The 17,765-nt window shown below is 61.9% G+C and carries 14 protein-coding genes and 4 pseudogenes; 4 read left to right on the plus strand and 14 right to left on the minus strand.

Going from position 1 to position 17,765, the window contains the following annotated elements:
* Window positions 1-190: 190 nt before the first annotated feature.
* From U0S50_RS16220 to U0S50_RS16230, 3 genes are read right to left on the minus strand one after another with little or no spacing between them, the layout of a single operon-like run.
* A complete protein-coding gene (locus U0S50_RS16220) occupies window positions 191-1,480 on the minus strand; it encodes an amidohydrolase family protein (RefSeq protein WP_322309718.1) in 1,290 nt (429 codons plus the stop codon).
* A 35-nt stretch (window positions 1,481-1,515) separates the two neighbouring features.
* The gene (locus U0S50_RS16225; RefSeq protein WP_322309719.1) at window positions 1,516-1,734 is read right to left on the minus strand and encodes a hypothetical protein; all 219 of its coding nucleotides are present in this window, start codon (window positions 1,732-1,734) and stop codon (window positions 1,516-1,518) included.
* Window positions 1,731-3,359, minus strand: a complete 1,629-nt coding sequence (locus U0S50_RS16230) for a D-aminoacylase (RefSeq protein WP_322309720.1) — start codon at window positions 3,357-3,359, stop codon at window positions 1,731-1,733. The genes U0S50_RS16225 and U0S50_RS16230 overlap by 4 nt, the downstream gene beginning before the upstream one ends.
* A gap of 645 nt (window positions 3,360-4,004) precedes the next feature.
* Between U0S50_RS16230 and U0S50_RS16235 the strand changes: the two are divergent.
* Together U0S50_RS16235 and U0S50_RS16240 are read left to right on the plus strand one after the other, a co-directional pair.
* Window positions 4,005-4,112 (plus strand): annotated as a pseudogene (locus U0S50_RS16235) (transposase); the annotation flags it as partial.
* Window positions 4,113-4,244: 132 nt separating this feature from the next.
* Window positions 4,245-5,204: pseudogene (locus U0S50_RS16240) on the plus strand (IS481 family transposase).
* A 116-nt stretch (window positions 5,205-5,320) separates the two neighbouring features.
* Here the strand turns inward: U0S50_RS16240 and U0S50_RS16245 are convergent.
* From U0S50_RS16245 to U0S50_RS16280, 10 genes and pseudogenes are all read right to left on the minus strand, one after another.
* Window positions 5,321-5,734: a hypothetical protein gene (locus U0S50_RS16245; RefSeq protein WP_322309721.1), complete on the minus strand. Its 414-nt coding sequence runs from the start codon at window positions 5,732-5,734 to the stop codon at window positions 5,321-5,323.
* 124 nt (window positions 5,735-5,858) lie between these two features.
* A complete protein-coding gene (locus tag U0S50_RS16250) occupies window positions 5,859-6,776 on the minus strand; it encodes a hypothetical protein (protein WP_322309722.1) in 918 nt (305 codons plus the stop codon).
* A gap of 9 nt (window positions 6,777-6,785) precedes the next feature.
* On the minus strand, window positions 6,786-9,413 hold the full coding sequence (locus U0S50_RS16255; RefSeq protein ID WP_322309723.1) for a hypothetical protein: 2,628 nt from the start codon (window positions 9,411-9,413) through the stop codon (window positions 6,786-6,788).
* Window positions 9,410-10,213, minus strand: coding sequence for a molecular chaperone (locus U0S50_RS16260; protein ID WP_322309724.1), 804 nt, complete (start codon window positions 10,211-10,213; stop codon window positions 9,410-9,412). The genes U0S50_RS16255 and U0S50_RS16260 overlap by 4 nt, the downstream gene beginning before the upstream one ends.
* 116 nt (window positions 10,214-10,329) lie before the next feature.
* A complete protein-coding gene (locus U0S50_RS16265) occupies window positions 10,330-11,085 on the minus strand; it encodes a hypothetical protein (RefSeq protein ID WP_322309725.1) in 756 nt (251 codons plus the stop codon).
* A 141-nt stretch (window positions 11,086-11,226) separates the two neighbouring features.
* Window positions 11,227-11,751, minus strand: a complete 525-nt coding sequence (locus U0S50_RS16270; protein ID WP_322309726.1) for a hypothetical protein — start codon at window positions 11,749-11,751, stop codon at window positions 11,227-11,229.
* A gap of 744 nt (window positions 11,752-12,495) precedes the next feature.
* Window positions 12,496-13,047, minus strand: a pseudogene (gene trbL / locus U0S50_RS16275) (P-type conjugative transfer protein TrbL); the annotation flags it as partial.
* Entirely contained in the window at window positions 13,044-13,145 is a 102-nt protein-coding gene (locus U0S50_RS18545) for a hypothetical protein (RefSeq protein WP_416195005.1), read from the minus strand. The gene U0S50_RS18545 and the pseudogene trbL, both read right to left, overlap by 4 nt.
* 137 nt (window positions 13,146-13,282) lie before the next feature.
* Window positions 13,283-13,546: pseudogene (locus U0S50_RS18550) on the minus strand (Arm DNA-binding domain-containing protein); the annotation flags it as partial.
* A gap of 347 nt (window positions 13,547-13,893) precedes the next feature.
* On the minus strand, window positions 13,894-14,790 hold the full coding sequence (locus tag U0S50_RS16280) for a LysR family transcriptional regulator (protein ID WP_322309727.1): 897 nt from the start codon (window positions 14,788-14,790) through the stop codon (window positions 13,894-13,896).
* 109 nt (window positions 14,791-14,899) lie between these two features.
* Between U0S50_RS16280 and U0S50_RS16285 the strand changes: the two genes are divergently transcribed.
* Together U0S50_RS16285 and U0S50_RS16290 are read left to right on the plus strand one after the other, a co-directional pair.
* Window positions 14,900-15,850 (plus strand): alpha/beta hydrolase, encoded by a 951-nt coding sequence (locus tag U0S50_RS16285; RefSeq protein ID WP_322309728.1) that lies wholly within the window; start codon window positions 14,900-14,902, stop codon window positions 15,848-15,850.
* Between the two features lie 35 nt (window positions 15,851-15,885).
* Window positions 15,886-16,848: an alpha/beta hydrolase gene (locus U0S50_RS16290; protein WP_322309729.1), complete on the plus strand. Its 963-nt coding sequence runs from the start codon at window positions 15,886-15,888 to the stop codon at window positions 16,846-16,848.
* A gap of 277 nt (window positions 16,849-17,125) precedes the next feature.
* Here U0S50_RS16290 and U0S50_RS16295 read toward each other — a convergent pair whose 3' ends face one another.
* Complete coding sequence (locus U0S50_RS16295; RefSeq protein ID WP_322309730.1) at window positions 17,126-17,752, minus strand: hypothetical protein; 627 nt, start codon at window positions 17,750-17,752, stop codon at window positions 17,126-17,128.
* Between the last annotated feature and the right edge of the window lie 13 nt (window positions 17,753-17,765).

The following is a 17,765-nucleotide window of genomic DNA, read 5'->3' on the forward strand; positions in this document are numbered from 1 at the left end:
CCCGATGCACGAATGGCTTGGACGGCCCGGTGTCACAGCCCCCTTATATCGAGCCCCACTCCAGAAACGATACAGGCATCAGACTGATCGCTCAGTTTCACTGCGCCCAGCCTCCCGCAAAGCCTCGCACCGGATGCGATCCATCGCTACGGGACAGTCATCGCGGGCTACACAGAAAAACGTGACCGGATCACTCGCCGGCAGGCCGGACGATCGCCCCGCCCTTCATGACGAAATGCATCGCTTCCAGCAAGCTGACATCCTTAAGCGGGTCGCCGCGCACTGCAACGATGTCCGCCGCCTTGCCCGCGGCGATCGAGCCGATTTCATTCTCCAGCCCGATATGCGTCGCCCCCCAGACGGTAGCTGCGCGGATCGTATCCAGCGGGGTCATTCCCGCCTTGACCATCAGCGCGAACTCACGAGCATTTCCGCCATGTTTTGACACGGCGGAGTCGGTGCCGAAGGCAATCTTGACGCCGCCCTGATGCGCGCGGCGGAGCGCATCGATCATCAGCGGGCCGACGGTGCGCGCCTTGGCGCGGACCGTCGCGGGCATCCAGTCGGCAGTATCGGCCTGCCGCGCCACCGTATCTCCGGCAAGCAGGGTCGGGACGAGATAGCTTCCCTTCGCCTTGAACAGCCGGATCGATTCCGGGTCAATGAACGTGCCGTGCTCGACCGAGTCCACGCCAGCACGCAGCGCGGCGTTGACGCCATCGGTGCCGTGGGCGTGCGCGGCGACCTTGCGGCCGAGCCGGTGCGCGGTCTCCACGATCGCGACCAATTCGGCGTCGCTCATCTGCTGACCCAGGCCCGCCGCGGTGTTGGACATCACCCCGCCGGTCGAAGCAGTCTTGATAATGTCGGCCCCCTGCTGCACCGCCAGCCGCACGGCGCGCGCGCAATCATCGGCTCCCGAGCAAAGCGTGGGCGAGCGGAACAGGTCGATGATCTCCTGACGATAACCGTGGACATCGCCATGCCCGCCATGCGCGGCGACCCCGCCCGCGGCGATGATACGCGGGCCGACGATCTTGCCGCTCGCGATCGCATCGCGCAGCCCCTTGATCGCTTCCATGGATGCGCCGAGATCGACGACTGTGGTGAAGCCCGCCCGGACCGTGCGCCCGGCATAGACGAGGCCGTCGAACGCCTGGTCGGTGGTCGATTTGGTCACCGCGTCGAGCCGGCTGGTCGGGCTCGATTCAAAGGTCAGGTGGACGTGGCTGTCGATGAAGCCGGGCATGACGAATGCGTCACGCAGATCGACCACCTTGCCCTCCCCGACATAGCCGCTGCGAATTTCGACGATCTTGCCGCGCTCGACGACGATCGTTTTCTCCGTCTCGACACGGCCGCCCGTAGGATCGGCGAGCAAGCGGCCGGCATGGACATAGGTCCGTTCCGACGCTTCCTGCGCGATGGCGGGCTGGACGCATGCAGCGCATACCAGCGCCGCGACAATGGCCTTCTTCATACCCCTGCTCCTTCTCTTGTCGGTTTCGGGCGCGATCATGCGCGCGCCTGTGCAAAGTCGCATACGTCCGCCGCCATCACGTCGGGATCGTCGGTGCCGAAATAATGGACACCGGCCGCCCCGTCGCGTCCGCTGAAGGCGCCGCCCGAAACCGTGACGACCGCCGCCGACGCCCCGGCGAAGACATGACCCGATATCCGGAACGGCTTGGCAAGCGGCAGGCATTCCACCCGGCAATCGAGCGACGGCGTCATGACCGGGCAGCCCCTCCACACGGATGACGAAGAACCTTCCCCGCCTTGGCGCCGCTATGCTTGCCGTCGGCGAAGGTGAGGACACCGTTGACGATCACGGTCTCGATCCCCGTCGGTGAAGCGGTCGGCTTGTCCCAGCTGGCAACGTCATCGATCTTGCCCAGATCAAACACAATGATATCGGCGCGCATACCGTCGCGGATCAGTCCGCGATCACTAAGCCCCATGCGCTGAGCTGGCCAGCCAGTCATCTTGCGCACGGCATCCTCCAGCGACAGCACAGGGCGGCGCTTCACATATTCGGCGATAATCCGAGGGAATGTACCATAGGCGCGCGGGTGCGGCAGACCCAGGTCGTCCATTTCGCCGAACTTTTCCGACGCGGCGGCATCGCTGCCGATGCTGACCCAAGGTTGTTTGATCGCGGCCTCTATATCCTTCTCGTTCATCATGAAATAAAGCGCAACAGCGCGGTTGGGCAGGCCTTCAAGCAGTATGTCCCAGGCAACATCGGCCGGATCGCGCTTCAGCGCCGCGCCGATCTCGGCCAGGCTCTTGCCGTGATAAGGCCGGTATTTGTCGCTGAAGCCATTCGCGAGCCGCACGTTCTGGAAACCGCCCGATGCATGGACGAGGTTCGACCAGCCGGGCATCGATCCGGCGGCGACTTCCTTCTTCATCCGCTCCCGCATTTTGGGATCGCGCAGCCGCTCGATGCCCTTCTCAACGCCGTCCGCCCAAACCCAGCTTGGCGCGATAATTTCAAGCCCCGTCCCGCCGGCGGTATAGGGATAGATGTCGGCTGCGACATCGACGCCCCGCGCACGCGCCGCGTTGATCGCCGTCAGTGCCTGCGGCATCAACTTGCCCCAGCCGGGCGCATAGGCGCCCTTGAGATGAAAGATCTCAACCTTGACCCCGCCCTTCTCGCCGATCTCGATCGCTTCTTCGACCGCCTTGACCAGCCCCTCGCTCTCATCGCGCATATGCGTGGCGTAAAAGCCGTCGCATTGCGCCGCGACCTTTGCCAGCGTTACCAGGTCAGATGTCGTCTGGAAGCTGCTCGGCGGATAGATCAACGCGCTGCTGATACCGAATGCGCCATTTTGCATCGCGAGTTTCACCTCGCCGCCCATCTCCTCAAGCTGCGCGGTGGTTGGCGATCCCGCGCCGTCGCCCATCACCTTCATTCGAGCCTGAGTCGCCGAGTAATAGGTGCCGAAGTTGATCGAGATGCCCTGCTGCTCAAGCTTGCCGAAATAGGCCGGAATCTCGGCGGCGGGCACCGAGGTGCCGCCCTCACCCGCGATCACTGTGGTCACGCCCATGCGCAGTTTGTTCTCGGCCGCGCCATTTTTGAGCAGGACGCTGCCCGACTGATCCATCATGTCGATGAATCCCGGGGAGACATAGCGACCGGTCGCATCTATTTCCTTCGCTCCGCGTCCCGAAACCTGGCCTACCTGGACGACACGACCGTCCTTCACTGCAACATCGGCGCTGACCCAAGGGTTACCCGCACCGTCGAGAACGCGTCCGTTTCGGATGACAATGTCATATTCGGGCACCGGTGTATTCCCGACGAACACCAGCGACAGGGCACCGAACAATATCTTACGCTTCATCTTGCATCTCCCCTGCTGCCGGTGACCGGCAATCTTCTTTTCACTGCCAGTGCGCCCATAGTGTACGCCGACCGCTCCCACGAACCGGAACCAGCCAGAGCGAGCGATTGGGCGAGCGCCATATACATGCCGCAAGCGATATTGAGCCGAGCCTTGAGCGCGTCGATAAGCGCGGGGGATCTGGCTTCGGATTTGGCGCCGTCACTGCTCGCTCCTCCGGTCCGCAGGGGCCGCCGACCTCGCGTCCGCACCGCTGCCAGCCAAGCGGCTCGATACCATTGCTGACCGCCACGACCGGTAGGGCCCTTTGGCCAAAGCACCTTTCGGGCAATCGATAGCGAAACCCGAGCCACGCCTCAGCGCAGCCACGCCCGGCCATGACGCTGAGGAGGAACTGACTGGATTGCAGTAGGTTCAGGGGTCGAGAAATCGCAGCGAGAGAATGTTCGAAGGTCACACATTTCACCCCGCCAGAGCTCGAGGTCGCGGACGCCGCGCAAATTCTGGGGGACTCGCCGCATTCCCGATTGGGATATACTTTTCAAATTTGTAAATTTCAATCCCAAATAGGACAATTTTAAATTGGTCCTCAGTAGCGATCCACGCTGATCGGATGCGGAGGGCAAGCGGCGTGAAGCGGAGGTCGTGTTGGCGCAGGGCGCAACGATCGCCGAGGCGTGTTGCCGGACTGCGATCAGCGAGCAGGTGCTATATCGGTGGCGCAAGGAATATGGGGGCCGAAGACCAGATAAAGGATATGAAAAAGGAGAATGCACCGTTTCGCTCCACCTACGGTGAACACTGGTAATGGAGGCGTCAGTGCGCTAGTTGTTTGATCCCATGGTTTGATGGTGCGATCCTTTCATCGGAATGGAAGGAAGCATTATGGGACAGATACGTCACGGGAGCGCCACGACCACGCACGCCGTCCGAGCAGCAATACAGCGATCGCAAGCTTCGCTCGCGGCGCTGAGTCGAGAGTTGGGGATCAATCCGAAGACGGTAGCCAAGTGGCGCAAGAGAACGACGGTCGAGGATCTGAAGACCGGGCCGAAGGCCCCCCATTCCACAACTCTGACCGAAGCAGAGGAGGCGATGGTTGTCGCATTCCGACGGCACACTCTGTTGCCGCTGGACGACTGCCTTTACGCTCTCCAACCGACGATCCCGCATCTAACGCGATCCGCGCTGCACCGCTGTCTGCAGCGCCACGGCATCTCACGCCTGCCAGACGTCGAGGGCGACAAGCCGAAGCGGCAACGCTTCAAACGCTATCCCATCGGCTTCTTCCACATCGATATCGCTGAGGTGCAGACCGCTGAGGGCAAGCTTTACCTGTTCGTCGCCATCGACCGCACCAGTAAGTTCGCCGTCACGCAGCTTGTAGAAAAGGCTGACAGGCGAACGGCTTGGGAGTTCCTGGAGCGCGTGCTCGAAGCCGTTCCCTACAGGATCCACACGATCCTCACCGACAACGGCATCCAGTTCGCCGATCAGCCCCGTAACCGGAACACCGCCTTCTCGCGGCAAATGCGCTTCGACATGATCTGCGAGGCCAACGACATCGAGCATCGCCTCACCAAGCCGAACCATCCCTGGACCAACGGCCAGGTCGAGCGGATGAACCGAACGATCAAGGACGCAACCGTCAAACGCTTCCATTACGACAGCCATGACCAGTTGCGCACGCACCCCGCCGACTTCTTGGCCGCGTAAAACTTCGCGCGCAGACTCAAGACCCTCAGCGGCCTCTCGCCCTACGAATACATCTGCAAAATCTGGACTTCAGAACCAGACCGCTTCATCGTCAATCCGATCCACCAGATGCCGGGACTAAACAACTAGGGTCAGGTCTCATTGATCAGAGCCAGAAGATGACGGTTGCGGCGAGAGCGACGGCGGAAAAAAGGACCTTCGCGCAGCGCTCTATCGGGCTGCGCGGGGAGGTCAGCCGACGGTCGTCAGATGGGAACGATGCGCAATTCCAGGCGATCGGTGTCGAAACCATTTTCGCCGGGGACGGCTGCAATGATCCGTTCGCGCACGCGTGGGCCCGTGGTCCGGCTCAACACAGCCTGACCAGATCCGTTGAGAATGATTTCTTCGCTGCCAGCGATGATCCGCGCGCCGCGTAGCGACCCGGGCGCGTAATCGACGACCAGTTCATAGCCCGCGGGCGCATTGCAATATTCGCGAAAGGTACCGAGCGATACGGCGTTGCCGTTGACCGCGCCGAAACCGGTTGCATGATGGTTGACCACGCAGTGCACAGGGACGATGGCGCGTAGATTAAAGCCGAAGCTGGTTCCAAGCGCTGCGGTCGGTGCCGCTACCATCATGATGCTCGCAAGCCCGAGCGCAAGTTTCCGTTTCATTCGTCACCCCTTCCACCCGGCAAAGCAGGCCTTGGAATGCGAATAGAATTGTGATTCTAAAATTGAGTTAAATTACGGGCGGGGCGAGGAATTTTCGTAGTTAACCACAGCTAGCGCAAAAGGGTTAACGCGCGGTTACCGAAATGGAAACGACGTCGCTGTAGGTGCCAGCACGTCGTCCGCCGACATCGCCGATAAAGAAATGAATAGGCAAGGAGTCACGCCGGAAACCCGTGCCATTCGGTCCCGTTACCATGCCCGATCCCGCGAGGTTCACCGTGTTTCCACCAATCGCTACCGAATAGGGAATGAACCAATCGCTAGCGCCCAGGCGCAGGCGTCCCGAATTGGCCGATGAAACCGTCAGATCATATTGGCCCGTGCTGTTGACGCGTAGCTGCAAGGGAACCGGGGCGATTCCGGGCCGCAATTCGCCGAGGTCGACCACGGCATGACCGTCGTTCATTGTATAGGCGCCTGACAGGCCGATCCGTGCTGACGGCAGGACATCGATCCCAAGAACCAGTCGCGTGCCGCCGAGCGAACGAAAGTTTTGATCGAGTGCTTCTAGCGTGACGTCCTGCGTGAACGTCCCCGAATCGCGTATGTCGTCGGGGTCGGCGACCAGCTTGTACAGCAGGGAGCGCGATTCATTCGGCGCGAGCACCAGCTCGCGCTGCGACGGCGTCCGCACCGACCGACCGGCGCGCGGCGTTACATCCTGAGAATCGGTGAGGTTGAGAAGGGCGTAGCCGATTGGTTTACCGTGCCCTTTCGACAATCCGAATGGCGGCTGATCGATCTGGAAAATGGGTGCGAAGCGGCATTCGGCTCCGCCATCGTTGACGAAGGTGACGCTGTACGTCCCCTCGGGCACCGTTCCGTCATAAGGATCGAAACCGGTAATCATCCAGCTTGTTGGGGTTGCGTTCATGCGGACGATGCAGTCAGCGCCGCGAGCGGGCGCCGCGCTCGCGGGGGGCTGCGCCAGGGCCGGGACCGCGAGCAGCGGCGCGGCGAGGAAAAACATGGGGCGACGCATCGAGGCCTCCTATTGTGACGTGCCTTGCCGCACGGTTCCCAGATTGAGGAGCCCGTCGGTGTCGGTGGGTACGGTGAATTCGAAACTGCGATGGATGCTGCCCTGTGCGCCATAGGTTTCGACGAGATAGCGGCGGCCAGGCAACAGGTTGGCGATGGCGAAGCGCCCGACCGAATTCGTGAAGAAGGGGATGGGCTTGGGGTTTTCTCCATCCCGCACGTCGAGCAGCGTCACCCGGCCACCGATCAGCGAGACGGGTTTTTCCGGCGCAAGGATCAACGTCCCGATCGCGCTCGCGAAGGCATCGGTGCCGATCCGGGCGGCATAGCCGCTCTTGTACGGCGGATGCACCCTGAAAACGCCAGGCCCGGTATCATAGCCCACAGGCGGGTCCTCGACGTCATACTGCACCGACTGGGTGGTATAAGAGCCGAGGAAATTGTTGACGGCTGCGCCCAGTGAACCGCTCTTGCCGATATAATTATTCTCGGCGAGCGACTGACCGGCAACGACGCTGCGCTTGCCGAGATTGCGGTGCGGCTTGAGCAGCATGAAGCTGTCGTTGATGCGGCGGCCGAGCCCCAGCATGCCGTCGGCGAAAGCCAATGTGGTTCCGACGCGCACCGTCGTGGCGTTGACCGCTCCGAAATCCGAAAAACCTGGACCAAAACTGGAATGGCTGACCGCCGCATCGAAGCGATTGGCCGAATAGGTGGCATAACCTTGCGCGAGCACGCTGTTGTCCTGGCGTGCAACGATGCCGCCGAAACCGACGCTGTCGAGCTGGTTCAATCCGCTCTGATTATAGGAAAGTTCGCCCAGATTGTTGCGACTTTCGTACCGAGCCTCGGCGCGGCGTCGGAAATCGGGCTGGAATACAAGGCCGACGCTGACGCTGAAACCGTCGCCGCGGGCGAAGGCCGACGGATATTTTGCATATTCGACCCCGGCGCGCAACGTCCAGCGGCGGTCGAACCGATAATGGCCGGTCGTGCCGACGCGATAGCTGTCGCCGAGATTGCCGCGCCCCTTGAGATAGGAGGCCGTAGAGGTGGTCAGAAAACGGAGGTTGAACTGCCGCGTATATTGCGCAGACGCGGTGAAGGACGTGGTGTTGATCCCTTCCAGATTGCCGAGCGTCGCGAATTTGGGAGAGATATAGTCGGCGCGCAGGGTGAAGCTGTCGGAAAGGCCGCGGCGGTCGATGAAATGTTCATAGCTCACTCCGCCGGCAAAACCCTCGCCGGCACGTTTCGAATGGCTTGCGCCTCCGTCCACCAGCAGCCTTCCGCCGTTGGGCAGGACGAACTGGGTCTGTCCAGTCAGTGTCTGCACATCGCCGCTGACCTGCAAGCCGACCCCGATCGCCGGAGCGTTGATGAAAGCCTTGCGGAAAAAGCCTGTAAAGGCGACCGGGCCGCGATAATCGGGAGCCCTTCCGAAAGTGCGGCTGGTCGGCCCCAGAAAGGCGCCATATTCATAATCGCCGGGATCAAGATCGATCGGATCGAGATATTGCTGATACGACAGATTCTGGATCGCGCCCGTATTGTCGGTGACCTGGATGTCGATGTCGTTGCTTCCCGCGACGAGCGGGAGCGAGCTGAAGTCATAGCGTCCGGGCTGAAGCCGAACCTCGCGATAGAGCGACCCGTTGCGCAGGAAGCGCACGGTGGATTCGCGTTGAAGCACCAGTTGGCGGTTCGACTGGAGGATGGCTGAACGAAAGGTGTTGAACCGGCGTTGCTGCCGCAGCACCCCGACGCCGCCCATCTGGACGAAGGATTGCTGACCGCGAATTTCGGGATCGAGATCGCCGATGAACCAGCGGCGATAGGCTTCGGGCTGATCATAGACCAGCCGCGCATAGTTGCGGGTGAACTTGTACTTGCTGCCAGCGAGGGTGAAGGCCTCGCCCAGCTGGGCATCGCCCTCGAGCACGATCCGGCCAATCCGGAACGCGCCGTCGAGATTGATTGTCGGCGGCGCCCTTTCTTCGGCTTCCCAGACATGGGTCTGGATCACGTTCATATTGAGATAGGCAGAGAAGCCGGCTGGCTCGAGCGTGATGTCGTTGACGTCCTCGCGCGGCGGTGCGAACAGATTCTGCGTTGCGCGCTGTTCAGGCGAAACCTGGACGACCACGACCGCCAGCGTCGCGGGGTCGTATGTGAGCCCCACGCCCGTATCCTTGAGATCGTCAGGGCCGAATTGTTCGATGCCGCCGAGATGCGCACCGAGCGCGCTATGCGCCTCGTCGTTCAGGATCGGTCGGACTAGCTTCAGAAAAGTTTCGGATTCGAGCAGAAAACGGTCGTCTGCCGTCAACCGCATCGGAATGTCGCCAAGGCTGCTGCTGAGGAAAGTCAGCGGCACCGTCATGTCGATGTCGCGGTCATACGGGTTGATATCGGGGCGCCCATGCGGTCCGATCGGCACCGCTGGAACAGCGGGATCGGGGGTGGGTGTCGGCAAGGGGACCGGCGTTCCAGGCAGAGGGATGGGAGTGCCCGTCGGCGGAGCGGGTTCGGGCGCATCCGGGCGCTGGGGCAGCGGGATCGACACTTGCGCAGCGACCGGCGCAATACCCAGCGCCGACCAGGCGGCGCCGCACAGCAGGGCGCGGCCGAACGTCACTGCTTGAACGTCAGCTTGATCGGGCCGGGGCCGAAACCGGGGACCGGCAGCTTGAAGCTGCGTTCGCCTTGCGCCGGGACATAGCCGGTGCCCACCGCGCGGTTCAATTCTTCCGCCGATACGTCGACGCGCAACCATTTGCCTTCGCGGTCGGTGCCTTCGAGCTGCCAGCTGAAATTCGACATCATTGCGTGTCGGCGTCCATCGTTACGCAGCGTCACTTCGACGCCGTCCTGCATCGGAGGCAGTTCGGTCGCTCCGGGAGGCGCGGGGGGCTGATAATCGAGTTGGCGGACGCTCGCGGCCTTCACGTCGGGCTTGGCGCCCGGCGGGGCTACCACGACCAGCGCGCGCATGTTGTAAAGGACCTGCACCTGGGCGCCGACCGCCTCGTTCGATCCCGGCTCGAAGGCTACGGGCAGCTGTTCGACCGATACGTAAAAGGCTTGCGATGTCGCGGGTTCGGCTTCGCCGACCCACTGCAGGCGAATGACCTGGCGCCCGCCCGCGGGCAGTGCGCCTTGCGGCGGAAAGATCAGGAACTGGTCGTCGGCGGGGGTTTCGATGATCTCGCCGTCCTTGCCCAGCTCCATGCGAAACACGCGGGTTTGGAATGCCAGCTTTCCGGGGTTGATGTTCTGAACCTCGATACGGGCAACGGCGCCGCTGCCGCGCGATTCCATTTCGACGACCATCGGCGAAACGCGCATCGCAAGCGCGGGGGACGCCAGCAACATCAGTGCGGCGGCAACCGCCAGCAACATGCGCCATGGGCGCGCCAAGATGGTCGATGCTGTCATAATCTTCTTGCCCCCTGGGCCGGCGTTTGCCGGGCTCGGCGAACCCATGTCTTCATATTGTGAAGAAAGGGGAAAGATTGCTCTTTCCCCTCTCCCCGAAAGAACGCTTGCGTGTCTTAGAGCGCGCGCAGCGTCAGGGTCGTCGTACCGGTATAGGTGCCGGCGACGAGGCCCTTGTTGGTGATCGCCGGAGCGACGATGTCGATGTTCATCGACGAACGCCATGCACCCTGCGTCTTGGTGCCGTTCAGCTGCGACGTCGAAACGGTCAGCGACTGCGCGGTACCGCTGGTGACGGCGTTCTGGGCGACGCCCGTCCAGCGTGCAGCGACGCTGTAGGGGATGTTGGCCTGGAATTCGTCGGTGTCATAGCCACCGGCAGCGGCGTTCACCATGCCGTTGACGTTGCTCTTGGTGATCACGACTTCGTTGTTGAAGTTGCAGCCCGCGGTCAGCGATTCGATTTCGGCGGTTGCCGGGCCGACCATTTCGAACGCCGAGTTGACGTTTTCGTTGTTGCCCGTGCGGACACCGATCACGCCGAAGTCGATGTTCGTCGCGTTGGCGTTGTTACCGGCATAGAAGGAGCAATCCTTGTTCACGCGGCCCGACAGGCTGAACTGGACGTTGACGGTCGGGGTTGCGGTTTCGCTATCGCTCGGCGCATCAGCCTGCGCGGTGTAGCGGGTGCCGATGCCGCCGAGCAGTCCCAGTTCAAGAAGACCGGTCTGGAATCCGTTCGGGTTGGTCGAAGTGTAAGGAATGCCGACGATCGTACCGGCATAGTGACGTTCGTTGGTCTGCGCTGCGGCCGGGGCCGCGATGCCGACGAGAGCAATGGCGGCAACGGCGCCGCAAAGCATCTTTTTCATATTCTTCTTCCCTCTATTCTTTCATCCCCGCCCTCGGATGGCCGGGGTTGGTTTGCACCGATTGGTCGGAGAACCGGATGGGCGCGGTGCCTGCCCATCGGCCTATATTCCGCTCGCGAGGATTGGGCCCGCGAGCGAAGCTCAGATCGGAGAAACGGTGATGGTGATCGTTTCCGAATAATCGCCCGCCAGCAGCCCGGCCTCGCCCGAAGGCATGCCGAGTTCGACGGCCAGGATCAGGCCGTCGGACGCGATGCCGCCGTTGCTGGAAATCACCCCGCCGCTTTGCAATTGGGCGCCGGTGAACGAGCGGTTGATCACTTGGGTCGCCGGGTGGCGAACCGGCATGCGAACCGCCAGATTATACGACAGGCGCCCGCCATAGGGGCCCTGGCCATTGGGCATGTTCCTATGGGTCAATGCCCCGCGCGCACCCTTGATCGTCATCGTGAACGGGATGTTGCAGTCGAAAGCGACCGGGGTCTCGATGCCCAGACCTCGACGCTCGAGGTTTCCGAAATCCATGTCGGCGATGCCGCCCATGGCGCAATGTTCACGCACCGCGCCGCTGACCGCGATGTCGAGCGTGCGCACATTCTGTATCTCGCCGGCATTCGCTGCCGTCGCACAGGCCGCCGAAACCAGCGCCAAAAACAATGGACGCATGACTATCCCTTCAAAACCCAGGAACGGCTTGCGGCTCGCAGGCATGATTGCCTGCGGGCCTGGGTGTTCCAGAACCCGGGGGAGTCGCGACCCGACTCACCCCCTCCGTTAGGAAAAATACTACATGGGTTCAGTTTAAAGTGAACCCCCTCAATGGAGGGCGAACGGATTTGCGAGTTGGGGTTTTTGGGGATGCGCGGTTTTCTGCCGTAGAATCAGCTTGTTCAACACCGCATAGCGCTGGCAATGGTCCAGGCGTCCATGAATGGCACAATGGAAACTAGAAAGTTAACCAGCTTGTACGGGTTCGATAACACTTGGCCAGCTCGCCTTGATGGGTACCAGCCTGGCGCGAGATCGCGGGCAACCGCAAACCGCGCTAGGGGCGGGCGCATCGAGCAGATCTGGAGGATGGCCGTGACGGCGAAGGCAACGGCAGAGAAGCAGGCCTTCGGGCGCCGATCATGGTGTGTCGCGATGCATCGATCGCCCATGACGTCACCTCGGTTGATGCGGCCAAGGACAATTTCGATGCGGTTGCGGCGTTTGTCATATTGGACGAACCTGTTGCGCATTTTTCGACCCGGGATGCAGGACGTAAGGCCTCTTTCCTCCAAGGTGGCGCGGAACCAGTCGGCGTTAAAACCCCAGTCCGCCAGCAGCCATTGCGCTTTGCGCAGACTGTCACGAAAGCCCCCCCCCGTGTGGCCGTCGGCCTGCCGGCCCTTATATGGAAGTTGATAGGGCGAAGGGCAGCAGAACGAAGCCTGCAAGCGTCACCAATTTGAATTCCAAGATTGTGACGAAGACCTGCACCGCGAGGATGAAGAAGGCGAGCACGACGATCACCCAGGCGATCAGCAGGATCAGGATCTGGACGAAGTTGGTGAAGAGGCCGACCGGGCCGACGAGGTCGGCGGTTGCATCGAGCAGAGGCTCGGCCGCATCGAGCCCGGTCGCTGCGATCATGCCCGGGCGCATGAAGTCGCCGATCGCCATCGCGCCGCCGCTCGCCTTCAGTCCCAGGCCCGCGAAGCTCTCGAGCAGGATCACCGAAAGCGCCTGGAAATTGCCGATGATGAAGGCGAAGACGCCGATATAGAGCGTTTTCTTGACGAGCCGCTGCAGCACATCTTCGTCGGTGCCCCACGCCCAAAAAAGCGCCGCGATCGTCACGGCGATCACGATCAGCGTCGAGGAGAGAAAGCCGACCTCGCCGCCGAGCAGCCCAAAGCCGCTGTCGATATAGGTCGAGAATACCGACAGGAAATTGTCGATGACGCCGGTGTCGTTCATTGATCGGACTTTCCAGAACGGAAGAAATGGCGCCGCTTCGTCTCCCATGCCGCCTCGCACTCGGGATCGGCCTCGGTGGCGGTTCGGCAGCGGCGCAGCGTGTCGCCATATACATCTTGTCCTTGTCCAGAATCGTTCGCGGCTTCAGCTTCTTCCTGTCACCACGGCGCATCGCGTCCATGTAGATCGCATGCGCATCGGCAACCGACATCGCCACGGCCTCTTCAGCGCGCCTGGTTTCGCGCGGATCCTCGCCTCGCGCGACGGCCTTGCTGAGTGGCCCCGCCCATTCACGCGCTTCATCGATTGAAAAGCCCGGGTAGACCCCAAGGATCAGTTCGACGGTCTTCTTCGAGCCGGCGACAACGCGCTTGAAGCGCCACTGCCTTTTGGCGGGACTAGCGACGACAACGGAAAGGCCCGGGACTTCCCGGTCAGCCAGCGCGCCGCTCTTCAGCCGCTCGATATGGGCGGGGGTCAGAATTACACTTTTGGTCATCGTAACCTCGAGGGGATCGAGGCCATGAAACACTCGCGAAAATTCTCGCGAAAGTTGTGTCCAAACGGGTCCAAATCTGACGTGAGTTGTCCAAATAACTCACTTCTGGACAGGCATATGTCACCATTGGAACGACCTCGATGAATGGCAGAAAACTGCCGAAAATGCGAGGCTTGAAGGTGATTCGCGATGGTAGCGGAGGTCCGTAGCGGCCGTTACGCCCATCCGCAGGCAGCAAGGTTTTCGTTCCGTTACCCAGACCATCCGAAAGATCCCGACGACTAATGGCCGCTTGCAGCCAGGCAGCTTTCAACCTCCAAGGTGAGGAAAGCTGCCGTCGTCAGAAATCATCCAGCCCTGAACCGGAGAGTATCGACAAGAAGTTTGAACGCCGGCGAGGCGAAGCGCCGGTTGGGATAATAGAGGTGATAGCCGGGCAAATCTTCGGTCCAACGATCTAATATGCGCGCCAGCTTACCCGCGGCCATGGCTTCGTCGACATAGTCGAGAGGAAGATAGGCGAGCCCCAGGCCGTCGAGCGCCGCGTCGCGGATTTGCGCGATCGCATTGAAGGCGAGCTGCCCCTCCACCTGAACGCGCATCGTCTTGCCGCGTTGGCGAAAGTTCCACCGGTTGAAGGTGCCTGAGGTCGGTAGCCGCAGATTGATGCCGCGATGATGGACGAGCTCGCCGGGCTCGGACGGCGGTGCGTGGCGCGCGAAATAGTCGGGTGAGCCGACCACCGCCATCGGGATGTCGGGCCCGATCCGCACCGCGATCATGTCCTTGTCCACCTGTCCGCCGAGGCGCACGCCCGCGTCAAAACGCTCGCTCACGATGTCGGTGAGGCCATAGTCGATAATCACTTCGACGTTGATGTCGGGATGGTGGGGCAGCAGGCGCGCCAGCGCCGGGCGAAGGATCGTAGCTGCAGCGTGTTCGACCGTCGTGATGCGGATATTGCCGGCTGGCCTGTCGCGATATTCGCTGAGCGCTTCGATACTGGCGTCGAGATCGCGGAGCATCGGCGACAACGTTACCAATATGCGCTCGCCGACTTCGGTGGGCGCCACGCTTCGCGTCGTGCGCGACAACAGGCGCAGCCCGAGCCGCTCCTCGAGGCGCCGCACGACTTGGCTGACCGCCGATTGCGACATGCCCAGCTTTGCTGCGGCCTTGGTGAAGCTCTGTTCTTCGGCGACCGCGACAAAGGCGGCGAGGTCGGCCATTTCTTCGCGGCGCATTCATCACCTCATCGATAAGCTCATGCAGTTTTCAGTATCTAATCGATGGACGCGCGAATCGCTAGATTGTCTGCAACGCTGCACCCCGCGGCGATGCAGGAGCAAGACGATGGAAAAGATCAGCTTCCCCAATTCGAACAATGAAACGATCGCCATGTCGGCGGTCATCAATTTCCCCGAAGGCTTCGACAAAGGCGGCAAATATCCCGCCATCGTCGTGTCGCATCCCGGTGGCGGCGTGAAGGAGCAGGCCTCGGGCCTCTATGCGAAGAAGCTCGCGGAAGAGGGCTTCATCACCATCGCCTATGACGCGAGCTACCAGGGCGAAAGCGGCGGTGCGCCGCGTCAGCTCGAAAACCCCTATGTCCGTACCGAAGACGTCAGCGCGGTGATCGATTATCTCACCACCCTGCCCTATGTCGACGCCGACCGCATCGGCGCGATGGGGATCTGCGCCGGTGCCGGCTACACCGCCAACGCTGCGATCAACGACCAGCGGATCAAGGCCGTGGGCACGGTCAGCGCGGTCAATATCGGATCGATGTTCCGCAACGGCTGGGAAAACAACATCAAGGACGCCGACGCCGCACCGGTGATCGGGATGGGTGACGATGCGCGCAGCAAGGATGTCCGAGGCGGAACGCCCGAAATCTTCCCGCTCGCGCCGCTCAAGGAAGAAGATGCGCCGAACGAGGAACTGCGCCAGGCCTGGGAATATTACCACACCCCGCGCGCCGAATATCTGACCGCGCCGGGCTATATGACCGCGCGCAGCCTGTCGCAGATCATTCCTTATGACGCGTACAACAAAGCCGAGGCCTTCCTGACCCAGCCGCTCCAGATCGTTGCGGGCAGCGAGGCCGGCAGTAAGTGGATGAGCGACGACCTGTTCGACCGCGCTGCGAGTAGCGACAAGCAATTCCACGTCGTCGAAGGTTCGAACCACATGCAGCTTTACGACGGCGAAAAGGAAGTGGGCGAAGCCGTGTCGGTGCTCGCACCCTTCTTCGCCGACAAGCTCGCGCTTGCGAACACCCCCGAGACCGAGGCTGCCGAATAAGTATCGGAGCGAGCCTTCTGAAAGGAGTAACGATCATGGAAACTGTGAGCATCCGCAATCCAGGCATGTATTGGGACATTGCAGCGAACCTGCATTTCCCACCTGATTTCGACGAAGCGAACAGCTATCCGGCTGTCGTCGCGAACCACCCGATCGGCAGCTGCAAGGAGCAGACCGCGGGCAATGTCTATGGCGCGGCGCTCGCGAAGGCCGGGTTCGTGGTCATCGTCCCCGATGCGAGCTTCCAGGGCGGCAGCGGCGGCGACCCTCGCTGGATCGAAGACCCCGAGCAGCGGGTGAAGGATTACCGCGATGTCATCGATTATCTGCAGACGCTGCCCTACGTCGATGCCGAACGGATCGGCATTCTCGGCATCTGCGGCGGCGGTGGCTATTCGATCAAGGCCGCGATCATCGACAAGCGGATCAAGGCACTGGTCAGCATCACAGGCGTCAACTTCGGGCGGCTGTTCCGCGAAGGGTTCAGCAACTTCGATCCGGTCGGCACGCTCGAGGCCATGGCCGCGCAACGCACCGCCGAGATTGCGGGCGCCGATGAGCGGATCGACATGCTGCTGCCTGAAAGCGTCGAAAAGGGCAAGGCGGCCGGCATCACCGATATCGATGTGCTCGAGGCCACCGATTATTATCGCAATCGATGCCCGGCGGAGGGTTCCGGCACGCGGATGCTCTTCTCGCACTCCGCACCCGCGATGGCATGGGATGCCTTCGCCTTTGCCGAGACGCTGCTGACGCAACCGGTCATGCTCGTCTTCGGCGACAAGCCCGGCGGCTTCGGCGCCTATCGTGACGGCATGGAGATTTACGGCCGCGCCGCCTCGAAGACCAAGCAACTCGTCGTGGTCGAAGGCTGGTCGCACTATGACCTCTACGACCAGCCGGTGCCCACCAAAATCGCGCTCGACCGTGCCATCCCCTTTCTCAAGCAGCACCTCGGCGAGCCCGTCACCTCGCGGGTAGCAGAGCCAGCGGAGTAAGCGCCTGGGCATGGGTTCCAAGCACGACCCGTGCCCCGCTTGGTTACGCAGATGGCCGTTCGGAGACCGTCCGCTTTTAGGTGTCAAACGAAGAGAGCGGACGTTCCGCCACGAGCTGGAACGCTCGCTCTCGTCAGTAGTCGGCTCCGTCTTGACAGTGCAGTTCCGAAGAGCCCATCTCGACGTAGGCCCTCGCAGCGCAGTGTGACCATTTCGAACGCTGTCCCTGAGGCTAGCCGTTAGCGGAAGGGTTCCCCTCAGGTGGAAAGTGATGGCGTTAGCCCTGGCGCGGCGCTGGATGCCCAAGTTCGACCGCCTTTCGGCGCTGCGCGCTCGTGAGCGCCCCCCAAAGACGGTGAACGCGCGAGGTCGGAAGATCGCGGAGCGCGTCGATATGACGGCGCTCGCGAAGCTCGATCGCGAAAAAGGACGGCTGATGCTCGATGCGGTGGCGCTGAAGCCGCCAGAAGACGACGTCGGCATAGCGCGGCGTCAGCTTCTTCTTTCTCGCGTAATAGTCCAGCGCACCGCGCAGGATATTGCTGTCTTCCCGGTCGGCAAGGATCGAAAGCGCCTTGATGCAATATTCTATTTGCATCCGGCGGACATGCGCCTGGAGATGTGCACGCGCTTCGGCCGGCGCAATTTGGCGGCCGCCATCGAAAACGGGAAGTTCGAACTGTAGGATACAGTGCGATCCGACCCAGAGCTCGGCGCCTGTGAGACCGTTCGCGATCTGGAAATGGTAGCGCAGGTCGCGCTTGCCGCAGAGGTCGCAGATCTCGGTCGCTTGCTCATGATCGTGCGTGATGCCAGTAAAGGACCATTCGGCAAAGGCGGCAGGAAGCGTCCCCCCGACCGAGAGCGGCAACAGGCTGTCCCGCACCACCTGCTTATAGTCCATCGCGCCGTCGCTC

Origin of the sequence: Sphingopyxis sp., assembly GCF_034380315.1 — a bacterium.
Classification (GTDB): domain Bacteria; phylum Pseudomonadota; class Alphaproteobacteria; order Sphingomonadales; family Sphingomonadaceae; genus Sphingopyxis.